Source organism: Enterobacter sp. WP_7_1 (genome assembly GCF_003688535.1).
Classification (GTDB): Bacteria; Pseudomonadota; Gammaproteobacteria; order Enterobacterales; family Enterobacteriaceae; genus Enterobacter; species Enterobacter asburiae.
This window is the reverse complement of record NZ_REFK01000001.1, coordinates 1,819,344-1,845,975: the sequence shown is the minus strand read 5'-3', so window position 1 is coordinate 1,845,975 and position 26,632 is coordinate 1,819,344. Positions and strand designations below refer to the sequence as shown.

28 protein-coding genes and 1 tRNA gene are annotated in these 26,632 nt (G+C 51.8%); 16 read left to right on the top strand and 13 right to left on the bottom strand.

The window, feature by feature from the left end:
- Positions 1-9 precede the first annotated feature (9 nt).
- The 3 genes from BJ885_RS09190 to BJ885_RS09180 all read right to left on the bottom strand — a co-directional run bounded on the left by BJ885_RS09190 (position 10) and on the right by BJ885_RS09180 (position 1,599).
- Positions 10-94: transfer RNA gene (locus BJ885_RS09190), tRNA-Tyr, on the bottom strand.
- A gap of 157 nt (positions 95-251) precedes the next feature.
- Positions 252-1,094, bottom strand: a complete 843-nt coding sequence (gene purU, locus BJ885_RS09185; RefSeq protein ID WP_021240336.1) for a formyltetrahydrofolate deformylase — start codon at positions 1,092-1,094, stop codon at positions 252-254.
- Positions 1,095-1,140: 46 nt separating this feature from the next.
- Entirely contained in the window at positions 1,141-1,599 is a 459-nt protein-coding gene (locus BJ885_RS09180; protein ID WP_121931755.1) for a YchJ family protein, read from the bottom strand.
- Between the two features lie 114 nt (positions 1,600-1,713).
- Between BJ885_RS09180 and rssA the strand changes: the two genes are divergently transcribed.
- From rssA to galU, 3 genes are all read left to right on the top strand, one after another.
- A complete protein-coding gene (rssA, locus tag BJ885_RS09175) occupies positions 1,714-2,616 on the top strand; it encodes a patatin-like phospholipase RssA (RefSeq protein WP_029741684.1) in 903 nt (300 codons plus the stop codon).
- Between the two features lie 91 nt (positions 2,617-2,707).
- A complete protein-coding gene (gene rssB / locus BJ885_RS09170) occupies positions 2,708-3,721 on the top strand; it encodes a two-component system response regulator RssB (RefSeq protein WP_023312101.1) in 1,014 nt (337 codons plus the stop codon).
- Positions 3,722-3,921: 200 nt separating this feature from the next.
- Complete coding sequence (galU, locus tag BJ885_RS09165) at positions 3,922-4,830, top strand: UTP--glucose-1-phosphate uridylyltransferase GalU (RefSeq protein ID WP_047647520.1); 909 nt, start codon at positions 3,922-3,924, stop codon at positions 4,828-4,830.
- A 201-nt stretch (positions 4,831-5,031) separates the two neighbouring features.
- Here galU and hns read toward each other — a convergent pair whose 3' ends face one another.
- The gene (hns, locus tag BJ885_RS09160) at positions 5,032-5,445 is read right to left on the bottom strand and encodes a histone-like nucleoid-structuring protein H-NS (protein WP_008502781.1); all 414 of its coding nucleotides are present in this window, start codon (positions 5,443-5,445) and stop codon (positions 5,032-5,034) included.
- Positions 5,446-5,993: 548 nt separating this feature from the next.
- On the opposite strand from hns, the gene tdk reads away from it, so the two are divergent.
- A complete protein-coding gene (gene tdk / locus BJ885_RS09155; RefSeq protein ID WP_029741683.1) occupies positions 5,994-6,608 on the top strand; it encodes a thymidine kinase in 615 nt (204 codons plus the stop codon).
- Between the two features lie 65 nt (positions 6,609-6,673).
- On the opposite strand, the gene adhE is transcribed toward tdk, so the two are convergent.
- The gene (gene adhE, locus BJ885_RS09150) at positions 6,674-9,352 is read right to left on the bottom strand and encodes a bifunctional acetaldehyde-CoA/alcohol dehydrogenase (protein WP_121931754.1); all 2,679 of its coding nucleotides are present in this window, start codon (positions 9,350-9,352) and stop codon (positions 6,674-6,676) included.
- Positions 9,353-9,830: 478 nt separating this feature from the next.
- Between adhE and BJ885_RS09145 the strand changes: the two genes are divergently transcribed.
- From BJ885_RS09145 to BJ885_RS09115, 7 genes are all read left to right on the top strand, one after another.
- Complete coding sequence (locus BJ885_RS09145; RefSeq protein WP_023312098.1) at positions 9,831-10,478, top strand: YchE family NAAT transporter; 648 nt, start codon at positions 9,831-9,833, stop codon at positions 10,476-10,478.
- Positions 10,479-11,248: 770 nt separating this feature from the next.
- A complete protein-coding gene (gene oppA / locus BJ885_RS09140) occupies positions 11,249-12,880 on the top strand; it encodes an oligopeptide ABC transporter substrate-binding protein OppA (RefSeq protein WP_038417461.1) in 1,632 nt (543 codons plus the stop codon).
- Positions 12,881-12,964: 84 nt separating this feature from the next.
- Entirely contained in the window at positions 12,965-13,885 is a 921-nt protein-coding gene (gene oppB, locus BJ885_RS09135) for an oligopeptide ABC transporter permease OppB (protein WP_008502786.1), read from the top strand.
- Positions 13,886-13,899: 14 nt separating this feature from the next.
- Positions 13,900-14,808: an oligopeptide ABC transporter permease OppC gene (gene oppC / locus BJ885_RS09130; protein ID WP_023312096.1), complete on the top strand. Its 909-nt coding sequence runs from the start codon at positions 13,900-13,902 to the stop codon at positions 14,806-14,808.
- 11 nt (positions 14,809-14,819) lie between these two features.
- Positions 14,820-15,833 (top strand): ABC transporter ATP-binding protein, encoded by a 1,014-nt coding sequence (locus tag BJ885_RS09125; protein ID WP_121931753.1) that lies wholly within the window; start codon positions 14,820-14,822, stop codon positions 15,831-15,833.
- Complete coding sequence (oppF, locus tag BJ885_RS09120; protein ID WP_023312094.1) at positions 15,830-16,834, top strand: murein tripeptide/oligopeptide ABC transporter ATP-binding protein OppF; 1,005 nt, start codon at positions 15,830-15,832, stop codon at positions 16,832-16,834. Before BJ885_RS09125 ends, oppF begins: the two co-directional genes overlap by 4 nt.
- Positions 16,835-16,848: 14 nt before the next feature.
- Entirely contained in the window at positions 16,849-17,718 is an 870-nt protein-coding gene (locus BJ885_RS09115; protein WP_183128616.1) for an ion transporter, read from the top strand.
- 30 nt (positions 17,719-17,748) lie between these two features.
- On the opposite strand, the gene BJ885_RS09110 is transcribed toward BJ885_RS09115, so the two are convergent.
- Together BJ885_RS09110 and cls are read right to left on the bottom strand one after the other, a co-directional pair.
- Positions 17,749-18,078, bottom strand: a complete 330-nt coding sequence (locus BJ885_RS09110; RefSeq protein WP_006810881.1) for an HI1450 family dsDNA-mimic protein — start codon at positions 18,076-18,078, stop codon at positions 17,749-17,751.
- Between the two features lie 33 nt (positions 18,079-18,111).
- A complete protein-coding gene (gene cls, locus BJ885_RS09105; protein ID WP_029741729.1) occupies positions 18,112-19,572 on the bottom strand; it encodes a cardiolipin synthase in 1,461 nt (486 codons plus the stop codon).
- Between the two features lie 144 nt (positions 19,573-19,716).
- Between cls and BJ885_RS23190 the strand changes: the two genes are divergently transcribed.
- The 3 genes from BJ885_RS23190 to BJ885_RS09095 all read left to right on the top strand — a co-directional run bounded on the left by BJ885_RS23190 (position 19,717) and on the right by BJ885_RS09095 (position 21,682).
- Positions 19,717-19,890, top strand: a complete 174-nt coding sequence (locus tag BJ885_RS23190; protein WP_086379783.1) for a YciY family protein — start codon at positions 19,717-19,719, stop codon at positions 19,888-19,890.
- Positions 19,891-19,999: 109 nt separating this feature from the next.
- On the top strand, positions 20,000-20,635 hold the full coding sequence (gene leuE / locus BJ885_RS09100) for a leucine efflux protein LeuE (RefSeq protein ID WP_023312092.1): 636 nt from the start codon (positions 20,000-20,002) through the stop codon (positions 20,633-20,635).
- A 93-nt stretch (positions 20,636-20,728) separates the two neighbouring features.
- Entirely contained in the window at positions 20,729-21,682 is a 954-nt protein-coding gene (locus tag BJ885_RS09095) for a helix-turn-helix domain-containing GNAT family N-acetyltransferase (protein ID WP_121931752.1), read from the top strand.
- A 41-nt stretch (positions 21,683-21,723) separates the two neighbouring features.
- Here the strand turns inward: BJ885_RS09095 and BJ885_RS09090 are convergent, their stop codons facing one another.
- Positions 21,724-22,020, bottom strand: a complete 297-nt coding sequence (locus BJ885_RS09090; RefSeq protein WP_032656697.1) for a YciI family protein — start codon at positions 22,018-22,020, stop codon at positions 21,724-21,726.
- A 220-nt stretch (positions 22,021-22,240) separates the two neighbouring features.
- On the opposite strand from BJ885_RS09090, the gene tonB reads away from it, so the two are divergent.
- On the top strand, positions 22,241-22,963 hold the full coding sequence (gene tonB, locus BJ885_RS09085) for a TonB system transport protein TonB (protein ID WP_121931751.1): 723 nt from the start codon (positions 22,241-22,243) through the stop codon (positions 22,961-22,963).
- A gap of 38 nt (positions 22,964-23,001) precedes the next feature.
- Here the strand turns inward: tonB and yciA are convergent, their stop codons facing one another.
- From yciA to BJ885_RS09065, 4 genes are all read right to left on the bottom strand, one after another.
- Positions 23,002-23,397, bottom strand: coding sequence for an acyl-CoA thioester hydrolase YciA (yciA, locus tag BJ885_RS09080; protein WP_008502796.1), 396 nt, complete (start codon positions 23,395-23,397; stop codon positions 23,002-23,004).
- Positions 23,398-23,501: 104 nt separating this feature from the next.
- On the bottom strand, positions 23,502-24,041 hold the full coding sequence (locus tag BJ885_RS09075; protein WP_059346875.1) for a septation protein A: 540 nt from the start codon (positions 24,039-24,041) through the stop codon (positions 23,502-23,504).
- A 56-nt stretch (positions 24,042-24,097) separates the two neighbouring features.
- Entirely contained in the window at positions 24,098-24,841 is a 744-nt protein-coding gene (locus BJ885_RS09070; protein ID WP_047647551.1) for a YciC family protein, read from the bottom strand.
- Between the two features lie 25 nt (positions 24,842-24,866).
- A complete protein-coding gene (locus BJ885_RS09065) occupies positions 24,867-25,271 on the bottom strand; it encodes a YkgJ family cysteine cluster protein (RefSeq protein ID WP_032665088.1) in 405 nt (134 codons plus the stop codon).
- A 282-nt stretch (positions 25,272-25,553) separates the two neighbouring features.
- On the opposite strand from BJ885_RS09065, the gene ompW reads away from it, so the two are divergent.
- Entirely contained in the window at positions 25,554-26,186 is a 633-nt protein-coding gene (ompW, locus tag BJ885_RS09060; protein ID WP_023312086.1) for an outer membrane protein OmpW, read from the top strand.
- Positions 26,187-26,232: 46 nt separating this feature from the next.
- Here the strand turns inward: ompW and BJ885_RS09055 are convergent, their stop codons facing one another.
- On the bottom strand, positions 26,233-26,571 hold the full coding sequence (locus tag BJ885_RS09055; RefSeq protein ID WP_054829751.1) for a hypothetical protein: 339 nt from the start codon (positions 26,569-26,571) through the stop codon (positions 26,233-26,235).
- Positions 26,572-26,632: the final 61 nt, after the last annotated feature.

Genomic DNA, 26,632 nt, shown 5'->3' with positions numbered 1-26,632 from the left:
GCTGAGAGATGGTGGTGGGGGAAGGATTCGAACCTTCGAAGTCGATGACGGCAGATTTACAGTCTGCTCCCTTTGGCCGCTCGGGAACCCCACCACGGGGTAATGCTTTTAACTGGCCTGCTTCCTGCTGGAAGCGGGGCGCATCATATCAAATAAGACGCCCCTGTAAAGCATTCCTTTAGGGAAATGAAGCTGTTTGCCTGCTTTTTATCCGTAAAGGCGCAAAGCTAATCAATTCATTTTCCGAAAGATTAAAGAATGATGGTTCTGTTGCCGTAGACAAAGACACGCTGCGCCAGCACCTGATACAGCGCACGGCTCAGCACGTTCTTCTCAACGTCACGCCCCGCACGCATCATGTCCTCGGCAGTGTAGGTGTGATCCACGTGAATCACGTCCTGCATGATGATTGGACCTTCGTCCAGGTTATCATTCACGTAGTGCGCGGTTGCACCGATGATCTTCACCCCGCGCTCGTACGCCTGATGATATGGGCGAGCACCGATAAAGGCCGGCAGGAACGAGTGGTGAATGTTGATGATCTTGTTCGGGAAACGCGCCACGAAGGAGGGCGTTAACACGCGCATATATTTCGCCAGTACCACGTAGTCCGGGTTATGCGCTTCAATGGCCTGGGCCATCAAATCGTCGTGTTCTTCACGGGTATGGCCTTCGTGGCTAACCAGCTCGAACGGAATATCAAAACGCTCGACCAGCGAGCGCAGCGTCTCATGGTTGCCAATAACGGCAGCTATTTCCACGTCCAGACCGCCGTAGTTTGCTTTCATCAGCAGGTCGCCCAGACAGTGTGCTTCTTTGGTCACCAGGATCACAATGCGGCGTCGACCGGCTGGGGTCAGCTCGCGTACGGAACCTTCCGGAAGCGCGCTGTCGAGATCGGCAAGCAGGGTGGTGTCGTTGAAAATACCTTCGAGTTCGGTACGCATAAAGAAGCGGCCGGTACGGTGGTCAACGAACTCGTTGTTCTGCACGATATTCAGTTCATGTTTGTAGCAAATGTTGGTAATTCGTGCGATCAGTCCTTTTTGATCGGGACAGATGGTGCGCAGAACTTTACGTTGTAATGATTGCATCGCCGGGAAATCCTGTTTGTATTTGCGAAGTCTGGGTTGTCAGGCATTACTGCCCGCAACACTTTTTAAATTTTTTACCTGAACCACACGGGCAGGGATCGTTACGACCAAACTGTGGGCGCGTTCCGTCAATATAATACCACTGCCCGCTTTCCTTTAAGAACCGGGAACGCTCGATAATAGCTCCAGGTTTATTATTCTCGCTAAAGCGGGCGACGAAGCTGACGTAACCTTCATCAACATGGCTGCCCGTTGAGGATTCATAGACGGTAAGGCCGAGCCACTGCGTGTTCGCGAAGCCGGCTTCGATGTTCTGTCTGAATTCGTCAGCGTGGCAGGAGGGATGCCAGGTTTTAATCAGGTAGTCTGCGTCTTTGATCACAAAAGCAGTGTAACGTGAACGCATGAGGTGTGACGGGTCTGGTGCAACCTGATCGCCAGACAGATATCGCTGGCAACATAGGCTATACTCCAGAGCGCTACCACAAGGGCAGAGTTGAGACACGATTCTCTTCCTGGAACAAATAATAAAGGCGTAAAACGCTTCGGGTAGCACTATGTTAACTGAGCTGTTGCGTTGACGCTATGTCAGGAATCCAGGGGAAGTAAAACAGGGCTAATGAGAAAGGTTAAAATTGGACTGGCGCTGGGCTCAGGTGCAGCCCGGGGATGGTCACACATCGGCGTGATTAATGCCTTGAACAAGATGGGCATTGACGTAGATATTGTCGCGGGTTGTTCAATAGGATCGCTTGTCGGCTCCGCTTACGCGTGCGGGAAGCTTCCGGAACTTGAGACCTGGGTGCGTTCATTCAGTTACTGGGACGTCCTGCGTCTGATGGACCTCTCGTGGCAGCGTGGTGGGCTGTTGCGCGGCGAACGCGTCTTTAACCAGTTCCGCCAGGTGATGCCTCTCGAAGACTTTACTGATTGTCAGATGCCCTTCGGCGCCGTCGCGACGAACCTCAGCACGGGACGCGAACTGTGGCTAACCGAAGGGGATATTCATCTTGCCGTGCGCGCCTCCTGCAGCATGCCGGGGCTCATGGCGCCTGTCCCACACAACGGTTACTGGCTTGTCGACGGTGGCGTCGTGAACCCGGTTCCCATCTCTCTGACCCGTGCAATGGGGGCGGATATCGTAATTGCCGTCGACCTGCAGCACGATGCCCACCTGATGCAGCAGGACCTCATGCCGGTCAATCTCCAGAGCGAAGATGCCGAGGGCGAGAAACTGGCCTGGCATGAGCGCCTGCGCGGCAGAATCGGGCGCATGGCCGCGCGACGCTCGGTTGCCGCGCCGACGGCGATAGAAATCATGACCACGTCAATCCAGGTTCTGGAGAACCGCCTAAAGCGCAATCGTATGGCAGGCGACCCGCCAGATATTCTTATTCAGCCTTACTGTCCGCAAATCTCTACTCTTGATTTCCATCGGGCTGAGGCCGCCATCGCAGCGGGCTCGTTAGCCGTCGAAAAGAAAATGGACGAATTGTTGCCTTTTGTGCAAACAGCACGTTAAGCACCTTTTTTTGACTACTTCAGCAAAATCTGACAGGCGATAGTGCCGATCGCATGCCACTATTTAGTTACTGTCAGCCAGGGGAGGAACCATGACGCAGCCATTGGCCGGAAAACACATTTTGATTGTAGAAGACGAGCCCGTTTTCCGATCGCTACTGGATTCGTGGTTATCCTCGCTGGGAGCAATCACTTCACTCGCTGAAGATGGTATCGACGCCCTGGAAAAAATGATCAGTATTACGCCCGATTTGATGATTTGCGACATTGAGATGCCGCGCATGAATGGACTGAAGCTGGTTGAACATCTGCGTAACGAAGGCAACCAGACGCCGATTCTGGTGATCTCTGCCACAGAGAATATGGCGGATATCGCCAAAGCATTGCGTCTTGGCGTCCAGGATATTCTGCTTAAGCCGGTCAAGGATCTGAACCGGCTGCGAGAAACAGTCTTAGCGTGCCTTTATCCGAATATGTTTAATTCCCGGGTCGAGGAAGAGGAGCGTCTTTTCCAGGACTGGGATGCCCTGGTGAGTGATCCTCCTGCTGCGGCGAAACTGTTGCAAGAACTTCAGCCGCCCGTACAGCAAACTATTTCGCACTGCCGCGTAAATTATCGCCAGCTGGTGGCGGCTGACCAGCCGGGACTGGTGCTGGATATCGCACCATTATCTGATTCCGACCTTGCGTTTTATTCTCTGGATGTCACCCGTGCGGGGGATAATGGCGTATTAGCCGCGTTGCTTCTTCGCGCGCTATTTAATGGTTTGCTGCAGGAACAGTTATCGCATCAGGGACAACGGCTGCCGGAGTTAGGCAGTTTGCTCAAACAGGTAAACCAGCTTTTTCGTCAGGCTAATTTGCCCGGACAGTTCCCGCTGCTGGTCGGCTATTACCACAGCGGTTTAAAGAATCTGATCCTCGTTTCAGCAGGTCTCAACGCTTCACTGAATACCGGTGAACATCATATTGAGGTGAGTAACGGTGTGCCCCTTGGGACATTGGGTACGGCGTATCTTAATCAAATTAGCCACCGCTGTTCCTCCTGGCAGTGCCAAATTTGGGGCGCCGGGGGACGGCTACGCTTAATGTTGTCCACGGAATAAGCAATTGGATCTTAATTTTAAGATTGCTTTACCTGTGTTTTACGGGGAGTGCTACTATCGCTGCCCAGTTTCATGCGTATTTATCCTAATTGATCGGCAACGCGTTCTTTTCAGACCCGAACTGCGGGGCGAGGCTGATATACTCAACGCGTTATTTATTGCATAAAAGTTCAAAACTTGAACAGCTCAGGAGAATTTGAATGGCTGCCCTAAATTCGAAAGTCAGAAAGGCCGTCATCCCGGTAGCGGGATTGGGGACCAGGATGTTACCAGCAACTAAGGCAATTCCTAAAGAGATGCTGCCTCTGGTTGATAAGCCATTAATCCAGTATGTCGTTAATGAATGTATCGCAGCCGGCATCACTGAAATTGTGCTGGTTACGCATTCATCAAAAAACTCTATCGAAAACCATTTCGATACAAGCTTTGAACTTGAAGCCATGCTGGAAAAGCGTGTTAAGCGTCAGCTGTTAGAAGAAGTTCAGTCTATTTGCCCGCCACACGTTACCATTATGCAGGTTCGTCAGGGCCTGGCTAAAGGTCTGGGCCACGCTGTTATGTGTGCACATCCTGTTGTAGGTGATGAGCCTGTAGCGGTAATTCTGCCTGACGTAATTCTGGACGAATACGAATCCGATCTTTCTCAGGATAACCTGGCTGAGATGATCAAACGTTTCGACGAAACCGGCAGCAGCCAGATCATGGTAGAGCCTGTTGAAGACGTGACGGCATACGGTGTGGTTGACTGCAAAGGCGTTAACCTTGATCCGGGAGAAAGCGTGCCAATGGTTGGCGTGGTAGAGAAGCCTAAAGCCGACGTAGCGCCTTCAAACCTGGCCGTTGTAGGTCGCTATGTTCTGAGCGCTGAAATCTGGCCTCTGCTGGCGAAAACGCCTCCAGGAGCGGGGGATGAGATTCAGCTGACGGATGCCATTGATATGCTGATCGAGAAAGAGACCGTTGAGGCTTACCATATGAAAGGTAAGAGCCATGACTGCGGTAATAAGCTTGGTTATATGCAGGCGTTTGTTGAATATGGTATTCGCCACAATACTCTTGGTGAAGAATTTAAAACCTGGCTCAAAGAGAGCGTAGGTATTAAGAAATAAGCCACGGTTACATATGTCCGAAACCGGTGAGGCGCTGCCCACCGGTTTTTTTATGCCCTAAACACTTCTGAAACCTGTCTCTAAGTACAGTTATTAAAATTGCCAAATAATGCTTTATGACAGAGTGTAAGGGGATGTTTGCCACAAATTTAGGTTAAAAAAAATCCCGCATTACGCGGGATTTTTCTGAATACGGCTGGATTAATCCTTGATCAGGAAGTCGTCCAGCTGTTTACCTTGTTCGTCCATGGCTTTCTTGATAACAGCAGGAGTGCGGCCCTGGCCAGTCCAGGTTTTAGTTTCGCCGTTCTCGTCAACGTAGCTATATTTAGCAGGACGAGCAGCACGCTTGGCTTTAGTACCGGTTTTAGCTGCAGCCATGCTGTTCAGCAATTCATTTGGATCGATACCATCAGCAATCAGCATTTCACGATATTGCTGCAGTTTACGAGTACGTTCTTCGATTTCAGCAGCAGCTGCGCTTTCTTCTTCACGACGTTCATTAACTACAACTTCTAATTTTTCCAGCATTTCTTCAAGCGTTTCGAGGGTGCATTCTCTTGCCTGCGCACGAAGAGTACGGATGTTGTTCAGAATTTTAAGTGCTTCGCTCATTGTAGTAATCTCAAACTTATAATGGGGGTGGTTTGTTGACCTAATAATAGAGCCATAAATTCAGTTGTGCAATAGCCAGGAATGTAAGGAATTCAAAAAATACTAAATAATGCCGCTATTATTAATTACGCTAACTTAAATTTCATCACCCAACAGTGTCGTTTGTTATCACGTGACCCGGCAGAACCCGGCCGATTGCATCTTTTTTTTGTGACATTTACCGCAGGAATTATAGTTGCGGCGGAAAAATATCAGCCTTTTGTATTAGTTCCCCAGCGTGATGTTAAGACAGTAATAGTTAATAAATAGTGAATTTTAAAGAACGGGGATTCCACTATAAAAAGCAGTGTTATGTTTGGCTGAACATATAACATATTGGCCGGGCAGAAGGAGTTTACCTCATGTTTTAACGGGCTATTTTCTTAAAAAGAAGGTTGTGAACTCCGCGCTGAAACGCTTCCCCAGCTTGCTACATCGCTGATGACCAGACAAATTATGGTACAATGAATCATCGGGAATATTACACATTGATTAGGGTTTTACGGCCAATGGCACAACTTTATTTCTACTATTCGGCAATGAATGCCGGGAAATCCACCGCGTTGCTGCAATCCTCGTACAATTACCAGGAGCGCGGGATGCGAAGCGTTGTTTATACGGCTGAAATTGACGATCGCTTTGGCGCAGGGAAGGTGAGCTCAAGAATAGGGCTCTCGTCGCCTGCCAGACTGTTTAACCCGAAAACCGATCTGTTTGAGGACATTCGTACAGAACATGCGTTGCAGCCCATTCACTGTGTTCTGGTAGATGAGAGCCAGTTTCTGACGCGTGAACAGGTTCATGCCCTTTCAGAGGTGGTCGATGAGCTTGATATTCCCGTGCTGTGTTACGGCCTGCGTACGGATTTCCGCGGTGAGCTCTTTGCCGGTAGCCAGTATTTGCTCGCCTGGTCGGATAAGCTTGTCGAATTGAAAACAATCTGCTTCTGCGGTCGCAAAGCCAGCATGGTGCTTCGTCTTGACCAGGCCGGGAAACCTTATGCAGATGGCGAGCAGGTGGTTATAGGCGGTAATGAACGCTATGTATCGGTATGTCGTAAGCATTATAAAGAAGCGTTGTCTGTAGGCTCGCTGACGGCGATTCAGCACGACAACAGGAAATAACGCCAGCCTTGTTATACAGACATAAAAAAACCCGCCATAAAGGCGGGTTTTTCATCTGCTGCTAATTAAGCGCTTTTCTTCGTTTTCTTATCAGCTTTGATGACAGGAACTTCTGTTTTCACAGCGGCAACGTCACCTTCTTTGAACTCACGACCGTAGAAGGTATCCAGCAGAATCTGTTTCAGCTCGGAGATCAGTGGGTAGCGCGGGTTAGCACCAGTACACTGGTCATCGAATGCATCTTCAGACAGCTTATCTACGTGAGCGAGGAAGTCAGCTTCCTGAACGCCTGCTTCACGGATAGATTTAGGAATACCCAGCTCAGCTTTCAGGCTTTCCAGCCATGCCAGCAGTTTCTCAATCTTCGCAGCAGTACGGTCACCCGGTGCGCTCAGACCAAGGTGGTCTGCGATTTCAGCGTAACGACGACGCGCTTGCGGACGGTCGTACTGGCTGAAAGCAGTCTGCTTGGTTGGGTTGTCGTTAGCGTTATAACGGATAACGTTGCTGATCAACAGGGCGTTCGCCAGACCGTGAGGAATGTGGAACTGAGAACCCAGTTTGTGCGCCATAGAGTGGCAAACACCCAGGAAGGCGTTCGCAAACGCGATACCAGCGATGGTAGCTGCACTGTGAACGCGTTCACGTGCTACCGGGTTTTTAGACCCTTCGTTGTAGGACGCTGGCAGGTTTTCTTTCAGCAGTTTCAGAGCCTGCAGAGCCTGACCGTCAGAGAACTCAGATGCCAGCACAGAAACGTAAGCTTCCAGGGCGTGAGTTACCGCATCCAGACCACCGAACGCACAGAGTGATTTCGGCATCTCCATGACCAGGTTCGCATCAACGATAGCCATGTCTGGGGTCAGTGCATAGTCAGCCAGTGGGTATTTCTGACCTGTTGCATCGTCTGTTACTACCGCGAATGGCGTAACTTCTGAACCGGTACCGGAAGTCGTGGTTACCGCGATCATTTTCGCTTTTACGCCCATTTTCGGGAACTTGTAGATACGTTTACGGATGTCCATAAAGCGCAGCGCCAGTTCTTCGAAGTGGGTTTCAGGATGCTCGTACATGACCCACATGATTTTCGCGGCGTCCATTGGGGAACCGCCACCCAGTGCGATAATCACATCTGGTTTGAAGGAATTAGCCAGCTCAGCACCTTTACGCACAACGCTCAGGGTCGGGTCAGCTTCAACTTCAAAGAACACTTCTGTCTCAACGCCAGACGCTTTCAGAACAGAGGTGATCTGGTCAGCGTAGCCGTTGTTGAACAGGAAACGGTCAGTCACGATGAGCGCACGTTTGTGGCCATCAGTAATCACTTCATCCAGCGCGATTGGCAGTGAGCCACGGCGGAAGTAGATAGATTTCGGAAGTTTGTGCCACAACATGTTTTCAGCTCGCTTAGCAACGGTTTTCTTGTTGATCAGGTGTTTTGGACCAACGTTTTCAGAGATGGAGTTACCACCCCAGGAACCACAACCCAGAGTCAGGGAAGGTGCGAGTTTAAAGTTGTACAGGTCACCGATACCACCCTGAGAAGCAGGGGTGTTAATCAGGATACGTGCAGTTTTCATCATCTGACCGAAGTGGGCAACGCGTTCTGGCTGGTTATCCTGGTCGGTGTACAGACAAGACGTGTGACCGATACCGCCCATGGCAACCAGTTTCTCGGCTTTCTCTACCGCGTCTTCGAAATCTTTCGCACGGTACATAGCAAGCGTTGGAGACAGTTTTTCATGTGCAAACGGCTCGCTTTCGTCGACAACTTTCACTTCACCGATCAGGATTTTGGTTGTTGCCGGAACGGTAAAGCCTGCGAGTTCAGCAATTTTGTAGGCCGGCTGACCCACGATGGCAGCGTTCAACGCGCCATTTTTCAGGATAATGTCCTGAACTGCTTTCAGCTCTTTGCCCTGCAGCAGGTAGCCGCCGTGGCTGGCGAAACGTTCACGAACAGCGTCGTACACGGAATCGACAACAACAACAGACTGTTCAGATGCACAGATCACGCCGTTATCGAAGGTTTTAGACATCAGTACAGACGCAACGGCACGTTTGATGTCAGCGGTTTCGTCGATAACAACAGGGGTGTTACCCGCGCCCACACCGATCGCTGGTTTACCGGAGCTGTATGCGGCTTTAACCATGCCAGGACCACCGGTCGCCAGGATCAGATTAATGTCCGGGTGATGCATCAGCGCATTGGAGAGCTCAACGGAAGGTTGGTCGATCCAGCCAATCAAATCTTTTGGTGCGCCAGCAGCGATCGCCGCCTGCAGGACAATATCTGCCGCTTTGTTGGTCGCGTCTTTCGCACGTGGGTGTGGAGAGAAGATGATTGCGTTACGGGTCTTCAGGCTAATCAGTGATTTGAAGATAGCTGTAGACGTCGGGTTAGTTGTCGGAACAATACCGCAGATGATGCCGATAGGTTCAGCGATGGTGATGGTACCGAAGGTGTCGTCTTCGGACAGCACGCCACAGGTTTTCTCATCTTTATAGGCGTTGTAGATATACTCGGAAGCAAAGTGGTTTTTGATCACTTTATCTTCCACGATACCCATGCCGGATTCGGCAACGGCCATTTTAGCGAGAGGGATTCGAGCATCTGCAGCAGCCAGTGCGGCCGCGCGGAAGATTTTATCAACCTGTTCTTGGGTGAAATTGGCATATTCACGCTGGGCTTTTTTAACGCGCTCGACGAGGGCGTTCAGTTCAGCGATATTAGTAACAGCCATAATGCTCTCCTGATAATGTTTAAACTCTTTTAGTAAACCAGCGCTCGATACGTCACACAGTATAGACAGAGCCGATACGACTTGCGTAACACAAAGTAAAACAAAGAGTTACTTTCTGCGTCAGCACACTAATTTACTAAAAGAGCCTTACCTTAGCATCATCCCTTTTTGTCAGGCGATCTCCCTGGGGGCGTAACCAAGATTACTCACTTCTGAGTACGGAAATCATGATCTGCGTCAATTTTCCCCCAAGCTGATACCTTTCAGCAGGGTTATTTCGTTGAGGTTTTTCAAGTGTTAAATAATTACGTAAGTAATGGAAGCGACGCCGTCATTGATTATACATATATTTAACATCCTGAAATGATAACGTTTTGCCGCAGATTTCGAGTGAAGTATGCTAATAAAAAGGGTATCTTCAGCGCGATTTCTCATGACAAAGTGTCAGTCCCGGGCATGTGTATAAGCGGAGCAAAACGTGATCCAAACGCTCTTTGATTTTCCAACGTATTTTAAATTTTTTATTGGTTTGTTTGCCCTGGTCAACCCGGTGGGGATCATTCCTGTCTTCATTAGTATGACGAGTTATCAGACGGCGGCGGCCAGGAATAAGACCAACCTCACCGCTAACCTGTCAGTAGCTATCATATTGCTCACCTCCCTTTTCCTGGGTGACGCCATTCTCCAGCTCTTCGGGATTTCGATTGACTCTTTCCGCATTGCGGGTGGGATCCTGGTCGTGACCATCGCCATGTCAATGATCAGCGGTAAGCTGGGCGAGGATAAACAAAACAAGCAGGAGAAGTCAGAAACCGCCATCCGCGAAAGTATTGGCGTGGTGCCGCTGGCCTTGCCGCTCATGGCTGGCCCTGGCGCCATCAGTTCAACCATTGTCTGGGGCACGCGTTACCATAGCCTGATGCACCTGATTGGCTTTTCCGTTGCCATTGCACTTTTCGCGCTCTGCTGTTGGGGAGTATTCCGCATGGCACCCTGGCTGGTGCGACTGTTGGGGCAGACGGGCATTAACGTCATAACGCGTATTATGGGCCTGCTGTTGATGGCGTTAGGGATTGAATTCATCGTTACAGGAATTAAAAGCATTTTCCCCGGTTTGCTGCACTGATATTTCGTATGAAAGAACGGAGCCACGGCTCCGTTTTTTTACGTCATTATCAGTAAATCCTATAACTAAAGTTGAAATGCTCACATATCATAATAAATTCTACTAATAATGTTCATTGCTTGTATTTCAACAAGTTATTAATTCCCGCCAAACACGCCTGCGCAGAAAACCTTCGATCGATCTGTTATTTTACTCACATGATACTCTGGGGCTTGCTGAGAGATAACCGAAATGATATTAGTAAATTCAACATTCCCCTAGATGAATGTGCTAAATAATAACCAGTTGTTAATTTTTTGTACAAAATCACTCGATGATAGCGCAGCGACGCGCTTGTAGAGAAAATTTTCTCTATCTTATTGAATGTCATGATTTTTAAGTGGTGTTCGATGTCCGGCAGGGCTGCCCTCAACGATGCGGTACTCACCGTAAAAGAGAATTGCTTAACAAATTTGCAAAATGTATTGGCGCGCGTTTACGCCATTTGATACTTTCCGGCCTAATATTTTGCAGCATAAAACAAGCAGATGAGAATTATTTTCATATGGTTCTCTTCTCAGATATCCAGCGCAGGCCTCAAACAGGGGAGGCCTGTAAAGAATCGACGCAAGACGGCCATACGAGCGGTCAGTAATAAAAAAGTCGGTGATAGCAAGCAGTAAAAGAAGAACCTGACAGCAGCTAAAAAAACTCCTGCGCTGTACAGGCCCCAACAGGGGATTACACAGCTGGCGAAGGCCAGTCATTATAATGAGTGGAGTACCAACACAATGTCCATCATCACAAAAAAAAATCTGGTAGCGGCGGGGATTTTAACTGCGCTAATCGCGGGCAACGCTGCAATGGCTGCGGACGTTCCTGCAGGTGTTCAACTGGCGGAGAAACAGACGCTGGTGCGTAACAACGGTGCGGAAGTTCAGTCTCTTGACCCGCACAAAATTGAAGGTGTTCCTGAGTCTAACGTTAACCGCGACCTGTTCGAAGGCCTGCTGGTGACAGACGTAGACGGCCACCCGGCACCGGGTGTAGCAGAAAAATGGGAAAACAAAGATTTCAAAGTCTGGACATTCCATCTGCGTAAAGATGCGAAATGGTCCGACGGTACACCGGTTACGGCCGAAGATTTCGTTTATAGCTGGCAGCGTCTGGCGAACCCAACCACCGCCTCTCCGTATGCGAGCTACCTGCAATATGGCCACATTGCCAATATTGATGACATCATCGCGGGCAAAAAACCTGTTACCGACCTGGGCGTAAAAGCGATCGATGCCAATACCTTTGAAGTGACGTTGAGCGAACCTGTTCCGTACTTCTATAAGCTGCTGGTTCACCCGTCCGTCTCCCCGGTACCAAAATCTGCAGTAGAAAAATTTGGTGAGAAATGGACGCAGCCTGCCAACATCGTCACCAACGGTGCCTATAAGCTGAAAGACTGGGTGGTCAACGAACGTATGGTGCTTGACCGTAACCCGCAGTATTGGGATAACGCGAAAACCGTCATTGACCAGGTGACTTACCTGCCAATCTCTTCCGAAGTAACTGACGTTAACCGCTACCGCAGCGGTGAAATCGACATGACCTATAACAACATGCCGATTGAACTGTTCCAGAAACTGAAAAAAGAGATCCCTAAAGAAGTTCACGTCGATCCGTACCTGTGCACCTATTACTATGAAATCAACAACCAGAAAGCCCCGTTTACCGACGTACGTGTTCGTACCGCGCTGAAGCTGGCTCTGGATCGCGATATCATCGTGAACAAAGTGAAAAACCAGGGCGATCTGCCGGCGTACAGCTATACCCCTCCATACACCGATGGCGCAAAACTGACCGAGCCAGAGTGGTTCAAACAGACTCAGGAACAGCGTAACGCAGAAGCGAAGAAACTGCTGGCCGAAGCGGGCTACACCGCAGATAAGCCGCTGACCTTCAGCCTGCTCTACAACACTTCCGATCTGCACAAAAAACTGGCTATCGCCGTTGCCTCAATCTGGAAAAAGAACCTGGGCGCGAACGTGAAGCTGGAGAACCAGGAGTGGAAAACCTTCCTCGACAGCCGTCATCAGGGCACCTTTGATGTGGCTCGTGCTGGCTGGTGTGCGGACTATAACGAACCGACCTCCTTCCTGAACACCATGCTGAGCGACAGCTCGAACAACACCGCTCACTATAAGAGCCCGGCGTTTGACAAGCTGATTGGCGACACGCTGAAAACCACTGACGAAGCACAGCGTAAAGAACTGTACTCTCAGGCCGAGCAGCAGCTGGATAAAGATTCCGCGATCGTTCCGGTTTACTACTACGTTAACGCCCGTCTGGTGAAACCGTGGGTAGGTGGGTATACCGGTAAAGACCCGATGGATAATATCTACGTTAAAAACTTGTATATTATCAAGCATTAATGGCAATGAGTGGGGCGGGCGTGCTCGCCCCACGGTGTCTAACCAACGTCACATAATATAGGCACACGCCAGAAGGTACGGGCAATGTTGAAATTTATCCTACGTCGCTGTCTTGAAGCGATTCCAACGCTATTTATTCTCATCACGATTTCCTTCTTCATGATGCGCCTTGCGCCGGGAAGTCCATTTACCGGTGAGCGTACGCTGCCGCCTGAAGTCATGGCGAATATCGAAGCGAAATACCACTTGAACGATCCTATCTCCACCCAGTACTTCAATTACCTGAAGCAGCTGGCCCACGGCGATTTTGGACCGTCATTTAAATATAAAGACTATTCCGTTAACGACCTGGTCGCGTCCAGCTTCCCGGTTTCGGCTAAGTTGGGTGCTGCGGCATTCATTCTGGCCATCGTTTTCGGGGTCACCGCGGGCGTTATCGCCGCGCTCAGACAAAATACCAAATGGGATTATGCCGTAATGGGGGTGGCAATGACCGGGGTAGTGATACCCAGCTTCGTTGTCGCGCCATTACTGGTGATGATATTTGCCATCACGCTGAAGTGGCTGCCTGGCGGCGGCTGGAACGGCGGGGCATTGAAGTTCATGATTTTGCCGATGGTGGCATTATCTCTGGCGTACATCGCCAGCATCGCGCGTATCACCCGTGGTTCAATGATCGAAGTGCTGCACTCGAACTTCATTCGTACCGCGCGCGCTAAAGGGCTGCCGATGCGTCGGATTATCTTCCGCCACGCGCTCAAACCGGCGCTGTTGCCCGTGCTCTCCTACATGGGACCGGCATTCGTCGGGATCATCACCGGCTCTATGGTTATCGAAACAATTTACGGCCTGCCTGGCATTGGTCAGCTGTTCGTTAACGGTGCGCTCAACCGCGACTATTCGCTGGTGCTGAGCCTGACGATTCTCGTCGGTGCGCTGACCATTCTCTTTAACGCTATCGTCGATGTGCTGTATGCCGTCATCGACCCGAAAATTCGTTACTAACGCTGGAGCACGCCATGATGTTGAGTAAGAAAAACAGCGAGGCGCTGGAAAACTTCAGTGAAAAACTGGAAGTAGAAGGTCGTAGCCTCTGGCAGGACGCGCGCCGTCGCTTTATGCACAACCGTGCAGCGGTTGCCAGTCTGGTTGTTCTGGTGATTATCGCGCTGTTTGTGACCCTGGCGCCGATGCTGTCGCAATTTACCTATTTCGACACCGACTGGGGCATGATGTCGAGCGCGCCAGATATGGAATCAGGCCACTATTTCGGCACGGACTCCTCGGGACGCGACCTGCTGGTGCGTGTCGCTATCGGTGGCCGTATTTCGCTGATGGTCGGTATTGCTGCCGCGCTGGTGGCGGTGATCGTGGGTACGCTCTACGGCTCACTTTCCGGCTACCTCGGCGGCAAAATAGACTCGGTAATGATGCGTCTGCTGGAAATCCTGAACTCCTTCCCGTTCATGTTCTTCGTCATCCTGCTGGTGACCTTCTTCGGCCAGAACATCCTGCTGATCTTCGTGGCCATCGGGATGGTGTCCTGGCTGGATATGGCGCGTATCGTTCGCGGCCAGACGCTGAGCCTCAAACGCAAAGAGTTTATCGAAGCCGCACAGGTAGGCGGTGTGTCCACCGGGAATATCGTGGTTCGCCATATCGTTCCTAACGTGCTGGGCGTGGTGGTGGTCTATGCCTCACTGCTGGTGCCAAGCATGATCCTGTTTGAATCTTTCCTGAGCTTCCTGGGCCTCGGTACACAAGAGCCGCTGAGCAGCTGGGGCGCGCTGCTGAGCGATGGCGCAAACTCGATGGAAGTTTCACCGTGGCTGCTGCTTTATCCGGCGGGTTTCCTGGTCGTCACCCTGTTTTGTTTTAACTTTATCGGCGATGGCCTGCGTGATGCCCTCGACCCGAAAGACCGTTAAGGAGCGCCGTCATGACAATTATTGAAACGGCCACTGCGCCACAGGTGCAACAGCAGAACAGTCTTCTGCTGGATGTGAAAGACCTCCGCGTGACCTTTAAAACGCCGGACGGGGATGTTACAGCCGTCAACGATCTCAACTTCAACCTGCGCGCGGGTGAAACGTTGGGGATCGTAGGGGAATCCGGTTCCGGAAAATCCCAGACTGCCTTTGCGCTGATGGGCCTGCTGGCTGCTAACGGCGTGATTGGCGGCTCCGCTAAATTCAACGGGCGTGAAATCCTCAACCTGCCGGAACACGAGCTGAACAAGCTGCGCGCTGAGCAGATCTCGATGATTTTCCAGGATCCCATGACCTCGCTGAATCCGTATATGCGCGTAGGCGAGCAGCTGATGGAAGTCTTGATGCTGCACAAAGGCCTGGGCAAAGCGGAGGCCTTTGAAGAGTCGGTCAAAATGCTGGATGCGGTGAAAATGCCGGAAGCCCGCAAGCGTATGCGCATGTTCCCGCACGAGTTTTCTGGCGGTATGCGTCAGCGCGTGATGATTGCGATGGCGCTGCTGTGCCGGCCAAAGCTGCTGATTGCCGATGAACCTACCACCGCGCTGGACGTTACCGTTCAGGCGCAGATCATGACCCTGTTGAACGAGCTAAAGCGCGAATTCAACACGGCGATTATCATGATCACCCACGACCTGGGCGTGGTGGCGGGCATCTGCGACAAAGTGCTGGTGATGTACGCCGGTCGAACCATGGAATACGGTAAAGCGCGCGATGTCTTCTATCAGCCTGCGCACCCGTACTCGATTGGCCTGCTGAACGCGGTACCGCGTCTTGATGCGGAAGGGGAATCCCTGCTCACCATTCCGGGCAACCCGCCAAACCTGCTGCGTCTGCCGAAAGGCTGTCCGTTCCAGCCGCGCTGCCCGCACGCGATGGAAATCTGCAACAGCGCTCCGCCGCTGGAAGAGTTTGCACCAGGCCGTCTGCGCGCCTGCTTTAAGCCGCAGGAGGAGCTGGTATGAACGCATTAGATGAAAAACGCAACGTGCTGCTCGAAATCGCCGATCTTAAAGTGCATTTCGACATCAAAGACGGCAAACAGTGGTTCTGGCAGCCGCCGAAGACCCTGAAAGCGGTGGACGGCGTCACGCTGCGCCTGTACGAAGGGGAAACCCTGGGCGTGGTGGGAGAGTCCGGCTGCGGTAAATCGACCTTTGCGCGAGCCATTATCGGTCTGGTCAAAGCCACCGACGGTAAAGTGGCCTGGCTGGGTAAAGATCTGTTGGGCATGAAGCCTGACGAGTGGCGCGAGGTGCGCAGCGATATCCAGATGATTTTCCAGGATCCGCTGGCATCACTTAACCCGCGTATGACCATCGGCGAGATTATTGCCGAGCCGCTGCGCACCTATCATCCGAAGATGTCTCGTCAGGAAGTGCGCGATCGCGTAAAGGCGATGATGATGAAAGTCGGCCTGTTGCCAAACCTCATCAACCGCTATCCGCATGAGTTCTCTGGCGGTCAGTGCCAGCGTATTGGTATTGCCCGTGCGCTGATCCTCGAACCGAAGCTGATTATCTGCGATGAGCCGGTTTCCGCGCTGGACGTCTCCATTCAGGCCCAGGTGGTTAACCTGCTGCAGAAGCTGCAGCGCGAAATGGGGCTGTCGCTGATCTTCATCGCGCATGACCTGGCCGTCGTGAAACACATTTCTGACCGCGTGCTGGTCATGTATCTGGGGCATGCCGTGGAGCTGGGCACCTATGACGAGGTGTACCATAATCCACTGCACCCCTACACCAGAGCGCTGATGTCCGCGGTGCCGATCCCCGATCCGGATCTGGAAAAGAATAAAACCATCCAGCTTCTGGAAGGGGAATTACCCTCACCGATTAACCCGCCGTCGGGCTGCGTCTTCCGCACGCGCTGCCCGATGGCCGGGCCGGAATGTGCTAAAACGCGACCGGTTCTCGAAGGCAGTTTCCGACATGCGGTTTCCTGCCTGAAAGTAGACCCGTTATAATCGCAAGGGCTGACATGATGTCAGCCCTTATTTTTTGCGAGGTAACCGTGTCGCGTTTATTCACGTCAGCCCGTCGGCGGCTATATCATTTTTTATTCGATCCTGAAACGCTTTCCGGACGACGCTTCGAAGGTCTTTGCGGTTTATTTGCGCTCCTCAGCGTAGTTGTCATCTTTATTGAATCGGGTGCCGGGACGCAATACCACCTGACGTTTGATGAATGGCATATCTTTGTCTGGCTTGAGCTGGCGATTACCCTGGTTTTTACCGCTGAATATCTCCTCCGGGTAATAGCCTGGCCTAACCCGGCCAGATATGTTTTCAGCTTCTGGGGATTTATCGATTTAGCCACCATCCTGCCGCTCTATGTAATGTGGCTGTGGCCGGAGATTAGCCTGAGCTATGTCTTTGCCTGGCGAGCGATGCGCGTGATTCGGGTATTACGTATTCTGAAGCTACTGCGTTTTATGCCGTCATTACGCGTGTTCTGGAGTGCGATCGTCAGCGCCCGCCATCAGCTTATTTTGTTCTACTCGTTTATTGCCATCGTCATGATTGTTTTTGGCGCGCTGATGTATTTAATAGAAGGGCCCAAATATGGCTTTACGACGCTCAATGCGTCCGTCTACTGGGCCATTGTGACCGTCACCACCGTGGGTTATGGTGATATCACGCCCCATACGCCATTGGGGCGCATCGTGGCATCAGTGCTGATTTTGATTGGCTATTCGGTGATTGCGATCCCGACGGGACTTATTACCACACACATGAGCAGCGCGTTTCAGAGCCGCAAGCAGCAGCGCAAATGTCCCGATTGCCAGCAGGGCGAACATGAACACAGCGCGCGGTTTTGTTACCGCTGCGGCAGTGAATTGCCGGAGTAAATAAAAAAGGCTGCAATCGCAGCCTTTTTTTTATTCGCGCCAGAGTATATGGCACAGCTTGTGGTCTTTCTCCCGACAGAGCAGGACGCGGGCGAAAATATCGTTAATTTCGCCGCCGTCTTCATCGGCCAGCCCAATCACCACTTCGGCAAAGAAGTCAGGATTCAGGTCGAAATCCACATGCTCAGCCCAGTCTTCTGAAGGGTCGAACAATTCAGCGCCGCCGCGCTCTTCGAACTGCAGATTAAAGAGGATCACGTCTGCGGGATCGAGGTTATCAACCGCCAGTTCGAGAAAAATGTCATAGGCCTGCTCGAGCGTTTCGTCTTCGGTCAGGCGATTGTTCAGATCCATTTCCATGATGACTACCTGTTTAACATCGTTGGGCACGTTTTACAGCAACGGACTAAAGAAGTAAAACAGTCGTTCGGCAATTCTCTGCCACATCGGACGTTTTACCCACAGTCTGGCATCCAGCAGCCGCGAGCGGGAGATATAATCATCCTGCACCGCAGCGAGGTCGCCGCCAAAGCCGGCATCATCAATGACCAGCGTGATTTCAAAGTTTAGCCACAGGCTGCGCATATCCAGGTTGACCGTTCCCACCAGGCTCAGCTCACCGTCGACAAGAACGCTCTTGGTGTGGAGCAATCCGCCTTCAAACTGGTAAATTTTCACCCCTGCGGCCAGCAGTTCGCTGAAGAATGCCCGGCTGGCCCAGCCCACCAGTAGGGAGTCATTTTTGCGTGGCAAAATGATGCTCACATCGACACCGCGCTGCGCGGCGGTACAGATCGCGTGCAGGAGGTCGTCGCTGGGGACAAAGTAGGGCGTCGTCATGATCAGATATTCACGCGCCGAGTAGGTTGCCGTCAGCAGCGCCTGATGGATTAAGTCTTCCGGGAAGCCCGGTCCGGAAGCAATGGTATGAATGGTATGACCGCTCGCCTCTTCAAACGGCATAATATTGCCGTCCGGCGGTGGCGGCAGGATACGCTTGCCGGTTTCAATCTCCCAGTCGCAGGAATAAACGATGCCCATCGAGGTGGCAATCGGCCCCTCCATTCGCGCCATCAAATCAACCCATTGACCTACGCCCGAGTCCTGTTTGAAGAAGCGCGGGTCAACCATATTCATGCTGCCGGTGTAGGCAATATAGTTATCGATCATGATCATTTTGCGATGCTGGCGGAGATCCATCCGGCGCAGAAACACGCGCAGGAGATTCACCTTCAGCGCTTCAACCACTTCGATACCGGCATTACGCATCATGCCCGCCCAGGGGCTACGGAAAAATGCCACGCTACCCGCGGAGTCAAGCATCAGGCGGCAATGAATGCCGCGACGCGCGGCGGCCATCAGTGATTCAGCGACCTGGTCAGCCATCCCGCCGGGCTGCCAGATATAAAAAACCATCTCGATATTATGACGCGCCAGCTGAATATCGCGGATTAACGCCTGCATGACGTCGTCGGACGAGGTCAGCAGCTGCAGTTGATTGCCCTTAACGCCGCCAATCCCCTGGCGGCGCTCGCACAGCTTAAACAGTGAGGAGGCGACGCTGCTGTTCTCCTCGGCAAAAATATGTTTGCAGGCCTTAAGATCGTTCAGCCACTTCGCGGTGGAGGGCCACATGGCGCGGGCGCGCTCGGCGCGGCGTTTACCCAAATGAAGCTCGCCGAAAGAGAGATAGGCAATAATTCCCACCAGCGGGAGGATATAAATGATCAGAAGCCAGGCCATGGCAGAGGGTACGGCTCTGCGCTTCATCAGGATGCGTAATGTCACACCCGCGATTAACAGCCAGTATCCCAAAATGACCAGCCAACTCACCACGGTGTAGAAGGTTGTCATAGGTAAAAAAATCCTTTTGAAAGCGTATTGTTATGAGTGTACGCATCAGGATTCATCTGGCAAATAAAAACGCCAGGTAAAAGCGCTGGTTTGCTGCCGGGTTGGGTTTATAATGGCGATTCTGTTAGTTAAAGAGTTGTAGACATGAAGCGCAGTAGAACAGAAGTAGGGCGCTGGCGCATGTTGCGACAGGTGAGTCGTCGCAAGGCTCGTTGGCTGGAAGCACAATCCCGCCGCAATATGCGTATTCACGCCATCAGAAAATGTGGATTGACCAGGCACCGCAATGCGTTGCTGTTCGCAGTCCAGGATATCTGAAACCATGAGGGCACCGTAACGGGTGCCCGCTGATTTTATAGCGTCTGATTTTTTAGGAATAGCGTATTTGCAGCGATATTCCTGTTGTGTTTAGCAAAAGGAGGGAGAAGTGTTTGCGGAGTTTGGCGTACTGAATTTCTGGACGTATGTTGTCGGCGCATTTTTTATCGTGCTGGTGCCAGGGCCGAATACCCTGTTTGTGCTAAAAACCGGGATCGGTCACGGTGTTAAAAAAGGGTATCTTGCCGCCACAGGCGTATTTATCGGCGATGCGGTGCTGATGTTTCTGGCCTGGGCGGGCGTCGCGGCATTAATCCAGACCACGCCGGTACTGTTTAACATCGTGCGCTATCTCGGGGCCTTCTATCTGCTCTGGCTGGGCGGCAAAATGCTCTGGTCAGTGGTGAACCGCCAGAAAAATGCCCATGAGAGCGGCCCCGAACCGGCCAGTATGATCATGAAACGTTCGCTGGTATTAAGCCTGACCAATCCCAAAGCGATTCTGTTCTACGTATCGTTCTTCGTTCAGTTCATTGACGTGAATGCACAGAGCACGGGCACTTCTTTCCTGATCCTCGCGACGACGCTGGAGTTAATAAGCTTCATGTACATGAGCTTCCTTATCTTCTCCGGCGCGTTTGTGACGCGTTATCTGAAAACCAAAAAGAAACTGGCAAAGCTGGGGAACGGTCTGATAGGTCTGCTGTTTGTCGGGTTTGCGGCGAGGCTAGCATCGCTACATTGATGGTTTGAAAGGCTCCCGAGGGAGCCTTTTTATTATGTTTGACAACCCCTCAGCATTTAGTTGTATAGTACAACTAAATGCTGAGGGCACAACATGCACAGCGAAACCCCGCTAGTCAGTGTTATTCGACGTTCCTCGCGCCTGATGGTGCGAGAGTTAGGTTTTATGGGGTCTACCCTGGCCTCAACAAATTACTCTCCTTCAGCCGTCCATACCCTGGTCGAAATCGCCTTACGCAAAGAGATGACGGCGAGTCGGCTGGTACAGCTGCTGGGCCTGGAAAAGTCCAGCGTCAGCCGGATGCTGGCTCGCCTGATTGCCGCGGGCGAACTCGAGGAGGTGATTTCACCTGAAGATGCGAGAGCGAAGAGCCTCAGACTGACCGCGAAAGGTCATGAGACGGTCAGTAAAATTAATACCTTTAGCAATGAGCGCGTGGCCTCAGCAATAAAGAGTCTTGCTCCTGCCCAGCAGCAGACCATTTCTGAAGGACTCTCCCTTTATGCCAACGCGCTGCTGGCGTGCCGTGAAAAGGGCAACGACACGCCCCCCGATGAGCTCACGATAGTGCAGGGGTATATTCCCGGCATGATTGGCCGTATCGCGGAGTTGCACGGGGTTTACTACGCGCGCGAGCACCATTTTGGCCGCTTTTTTGAAGCCAAAGTGGCCGCAGGGGTTGCAGAATTTAGTGACCGCCTGGATAAGCCATGCAACCAGATCTGGCTGTCGGTGATGAACGGCAGGATAGTGGGGTCAGTGGCGATAGACGGCGAGGATTTAGCGCCGGGTGAAGCCCATCTGCGCTGGTTTATTCTCGACGATGGCTGCCGGGGACACGGGGTGGGGAAAAAACTGCTTACCGAAGCGATGCGCTTTTGCGACAGCGTAGGTTTCTCTGCCGTGCATCTCTGGACATTCAATAAGCTTACCGCCGCACGACGTTTATACGAATCGTTTGGATTTACGCTCGTCAAAGAGTGGGAGGGCGATCAGTGGGGAACCCTTATAACGGAGCAACAGTTTACCCGGCGCAGAGACGCGTAATCTCTACTATAAAAAAGGCTCCTTTCGGAGCCGCTTTGGTATCAGAACACTTTCTTATACGGTCGAACCGTCACTTTCGCATACACACCTGCTGCGACATACGGATCTGCGTCAGCCCATGCCTGAGCGGTTTCCTGAGATTCAAACTCAGCAATCACGGTGGAACCGGCAAAACCGGCGGCACCCGGATCGTTGCTGTCTACTGCAGGCATTGGGCCGGCGGTCAGTAAACGGCCCTCATCTTGGAGCAGCTGCAAACGTGCCAGATGCGCAGGGCGCACGGCCTGGCGTTTTTCGAGCGAATCAGCAACATCTTCAGAGTAAATCACGTAAAACACGGCGAAGCTCCTTAACCGGTAAAAGTGTCAGTTACGTTATGTGAAAGGGCAAACGACTGCAATGTAAAATAAAAACAATGTTAATACCCTGATCTGAATGCGCCTTTTTTGGCCTCTCATGCGCTAAAGTTGCGTCAGAACAAAGTGTCTTATTGAATATGATTGCTATTTGCATTTAAAATCAGTGTTCGGTTTTTTAACGTTGATGATTATGACTTCGATGACCCTTGATTTACCTCGCCGCTTTCCCTGGCCGACGCTGCTTTCTGTCGTGATTCACGGTGCTGTTGTGGCGGGATTGCTGTATACCTCGGTTCATCAGGTTATTGAAATGCCCGCGCCCGCGCAGCCGATTTCGGTGACGATGGTATCGCCAGCGGATCTCGAACCGCCGCAGGTTGCACCTCCGCCACCGCAGCCGGTGGCTGAACCTGAGCCAGAGCCCGAGCCTGTTCCGGCGCCACCGAAGGAAGCGCCGGTAGTGATCCACAAGCCTGAACCGAAGCCAAAACCTAAGCCGAAGCCAAAGCCGGTTAAGAAGGTCGAGGAGCGTCCAAAACGCGAAGAACGTCCGGTTGAACCGCAGGCGACCCAGACGGTCGAGAATGCGGCGCCTTCGCGTCCGGTGATGAATAACACCGCAACAGCGCCTAAGCCGACAGTCAGTGCCCCGGCGGGCCCGCGCGCGCTGAGTCGCAACCAGCCTCAGTATCCGGCACGAGCGCAGGCCTTACGTATTGAGGGTCGCGTACGGGTAAAATTTGACGTCACTGCGGATGGCCGCGTGGATAACGTGGAAATATTGTCCGCTCAGCCTTCTAATATGTTTGAGCGCGAAGTGAAATCGGCGATGCGCAGATGGCGCTATGAAGCCGGAAAACCGGGCAGCGGACTGATTGTGAATATTGTTTTCCGCCTGAACGGCGGGGCGCAGATGGAATAAAAAAAGCCTCCTGATGGAGGCTTTTTTTTGCCTGTCGATCAGGCCTGCGGAAGTTGACGAGGTTTACCCTCGCTATCTACGGCGACATAAATAAACAGCGCTTCAGTGGCCTTATAACGCTGCCCAATGGGTTCAGAAGAGACTTTCTTAACCCATACTTCGATGTTGATTGAAATAGAAGTGTTGCCGCGTTTGACGCAGCGCGCGTAGCAGCAAACCACATCTCCCACCGCAACCGGGCGCAGGAAGGTCATGCCGTCCACTCGCACAGTCACTACGCGCCCGTGGGCAATCTCTTTTGCCAGAATTGCGCCGCCCATGTCCATCTGCGACATCAGCCAGCCGCCAAAAATATCGCCATTGGCATTGGTGTCAGCGGGCATTGCCAGTGTGCGTAAAACCAGTTCGCCCTGCGGGGCGTTAGTTGTTGTCATTGTTTTAACTCGTAACGGAAGACTTCAGGCGGGATGCTACTATGATTTCACAGCGGAGAGAATAGACCAGAACGCCTGTCGTAGACGTTCTGGTCAGTCGTTAATCAGTGGTTGTCATCCTGGGGCATGTGGCGATAGATGTATACGCCGCTTAACAGCGTGAAGATAAGCGTCAGCGCGGTCAGGCCAAAGACCTTAAAGTTGACCCAGATATCCTGCGGCAGCCAGAAGGCGATATAGATATTAGCGAGACCGCAAAGTATAAAGAAGATTGCCCACGCGGTATTCAGACGCGACCAGACTACCTGCGGCAGCGTTAGTTCTTTACCTAACATGCTCTGGATCAGGGGCTTTTTCATGAACCATTGACTGAACAGTAACGCTGCTGCAAACAACGCATAAATAACGGTAACCTTCCACTTAATAAATTCAACATCATGCAAGGCAATGGTCAATCCACCGAACACCGCCACTAAAATGAACGTGATAAGCGCCATTTTTTCGACTTTGCGATAGCGAATCCAGCTATAGATCAGCACTACGGCGGTCACGACGATTAACGCTTTTGTTGCAGCAAAAATGTCATACAACTTATAGACAGCGAAAAAGACCGCGAGCGGTAAAAAATCAAGTAACTGCTTCATTCTGTGATTCCATCTTCTGAGCGGGGCGGGAGGCAGCGATGCCGCCCGCCTCAGGTTTACTGACGAATTAACATATACAGGCGGAACAGATAGACCAGCAGCACCGCTGAAATCAGATTGCTCAGCGTATTCGCCACTACCGCGCCAACATTGGGCGTTAATACCGCGAAATTCGGTGCAAACAACAGCAGGAGCGTTTTGGCGAGCAGCCAGCCGATCACGGCGGGAGCCACCAGACGCATATTCGCCCATGCCAGTCTGATGCTGCTGCGCATCGCGGTAAAAATCCCCATCTTATCCTGCACCACCATCACAGGCGCAAATGAGAGCACGATAGCCAGTAATACGCCCGGCACCACGACCAGCATAATCCCCATTTGCACCAGCAGGGTGGTTAAAAAGATCAGGATAAACAGCTTAGGTAAGACTGGCGCACTCGCACCAATCGCCCGTAAGGCGCTGACCCGGTGACCCGCCGAGACCAGTTGAATCATCAGCAAAACGCCGCCCGCCAGAATTGCATTACCAATCAGGCCTGAGAACGTTGACGCGGCAGACGCCCGCAGCAGAATTTGCTGCTGCTCCGGCGTCATGTTTTGCACCAGTTCAAATAGCCCCACGCTTCCGGCAAGGTGGTCGCCCTGGCTCAGGCTGGCAATCTGTTCATCGCTCGGTGAGAAGGCATGGCCCAGCACCACCGTGATAAAGGCACATAGCAACGCGATCAGTAAAAAGGTTATGAACTGATTGCGGAAAAAGTTTCCCGTGTCACGGTAGACAGACTTCGCCGTGATAGACATGCACTCTCCTTGAGTATTGCAGGTGTTAATTAGCCGGCAATTGTACACCGGATGCGCCTGCTGTGGCAGCATCAAGGCTTGTATGGAAAAGCATATCTTTGTAAAGCGGCGGTAATCCAACGCGCGCCCGGGCCCGATTGCAGGCTTCGTTGACCTGCCCATCTTCCCCCGACATGGCAAATTCCCGGCACGGACTGGGCCGATCCTCATAGATAGAACATCGGGTAGAGACCCCGGGCTCACCCTGTAGCGCTACGCAGCGGGCCTGCTTTTGGTTTGTGCCGCTCATGCAGCGTAGAAAAGGCGTTAGCGGCTCTGTGAAATGAACCGGAACGGTACCGCCGCCATCGCTGGCTTCGGCCCAGTAGAAAGAGACTCGAAAATACGCACAACAGGCTCCGCACGTCATGCACGGGTTGATATCACTCATGGCACACCTGCTAAAGAAGAACGCATCAAATCAACTTGTGAGAGCGATAAATTATCCAGCCGCCTGAGGAAGAGCAAGAGGGGGAAAAGGGAAAATTTTGTAACCGTGAAATGCCAAAAATTGACATGGAAACAACTTATCGCTTTTGGATGCGCAACAAAAAATTAATCCAGATCAATGAATGTTAAGTTACTGGTTTTAATGTGATCTGTAGCAGATCACTTATTACTCATTTGTGAGTATATTCTCATCCGCGATTAAAACCACAACGATGGAGCGGATATGAAAAAATTAGCGGTGGCAGCCCTTGTATTAAGCAGTCTCTCTGGCGGCGCGTATGCGCATGAAGCAGGCGAATTCTTTATTCGTGCCGGTTCGGCTACGGTTCGCCCGACTGAAGGATCGGATAACGTGCTGGGTATGGGCGGTTTTAACGTCAGTAATAACACCCAGTTAGGGTTAACGTTCACCTATATGGCGACGGAAAACGTTGGTGTTGAGCTTCTGGCTGCAACGCCGTTCCGTCATCGCGTGGGTCTGGGCGCAACCGGTGATATCGCTACGGTTCACCACTTACCGCCAACGCTGATGGCGCAATGGTACTTTGGCGATGCCAGCAGCAAGGTGCGTCCTTATATTGGCGCCGGTGTGAACTACACTACCTTCTTCGACGAGAAGTTTAACGATACCGGTAAAGAGGCCGGTCTGACTGACCTCAGCCTGAAAGATTCGTGGGGTATGGCGGGGCAGGTCGGTCTGGATTATCTGATTAACCGCGACTGGCTGATTAACGCCTCGGTCTGGTACATGGATATTGATACGGACGTACGCTTCAAGGCGGGCGGTCAGCAGCAAAGTATCAATACTCGCCTGGATCCGTGGGTGTTTATGTTCTCTGCGGGTTATCGTTTCTGATCCCCCGTCAAACTGGCCACAGGGTGGCCAGTTTGCGTTGCTCACTTCAAAACGACGGATAAACCGGCCGCTCATCAAGCTTTACGCAGTGCCTCAGGATATTTTCCCCATCATATAAATAGCTGAAAGCGTCGCTGGACAGGGAATGAAAGAGAATATCGCCGTTGGCAAACGGGATGATTTCGGTATCACCCGCACGTTTATGTCCCGCGCCGGTTTCAAAATGGCCGCGCCATCGTTCCTGGGTATGGTCATAAACGTGCAGAATAACCTCGACAAGTCCTCTTTGCGGACAATTAAGGCGCAGGAAGGTTGAAGAGAAATTGAGGGACAGCGCATGGAAGGGAATCAATAAGGCGAAAACCAGTAAAGCTCGTAAATACATCAAACCGCGAAAACCTCCTTCAAAAGGGAAGTGAGATTTTACTTAAGTCAAAAATCTCGTT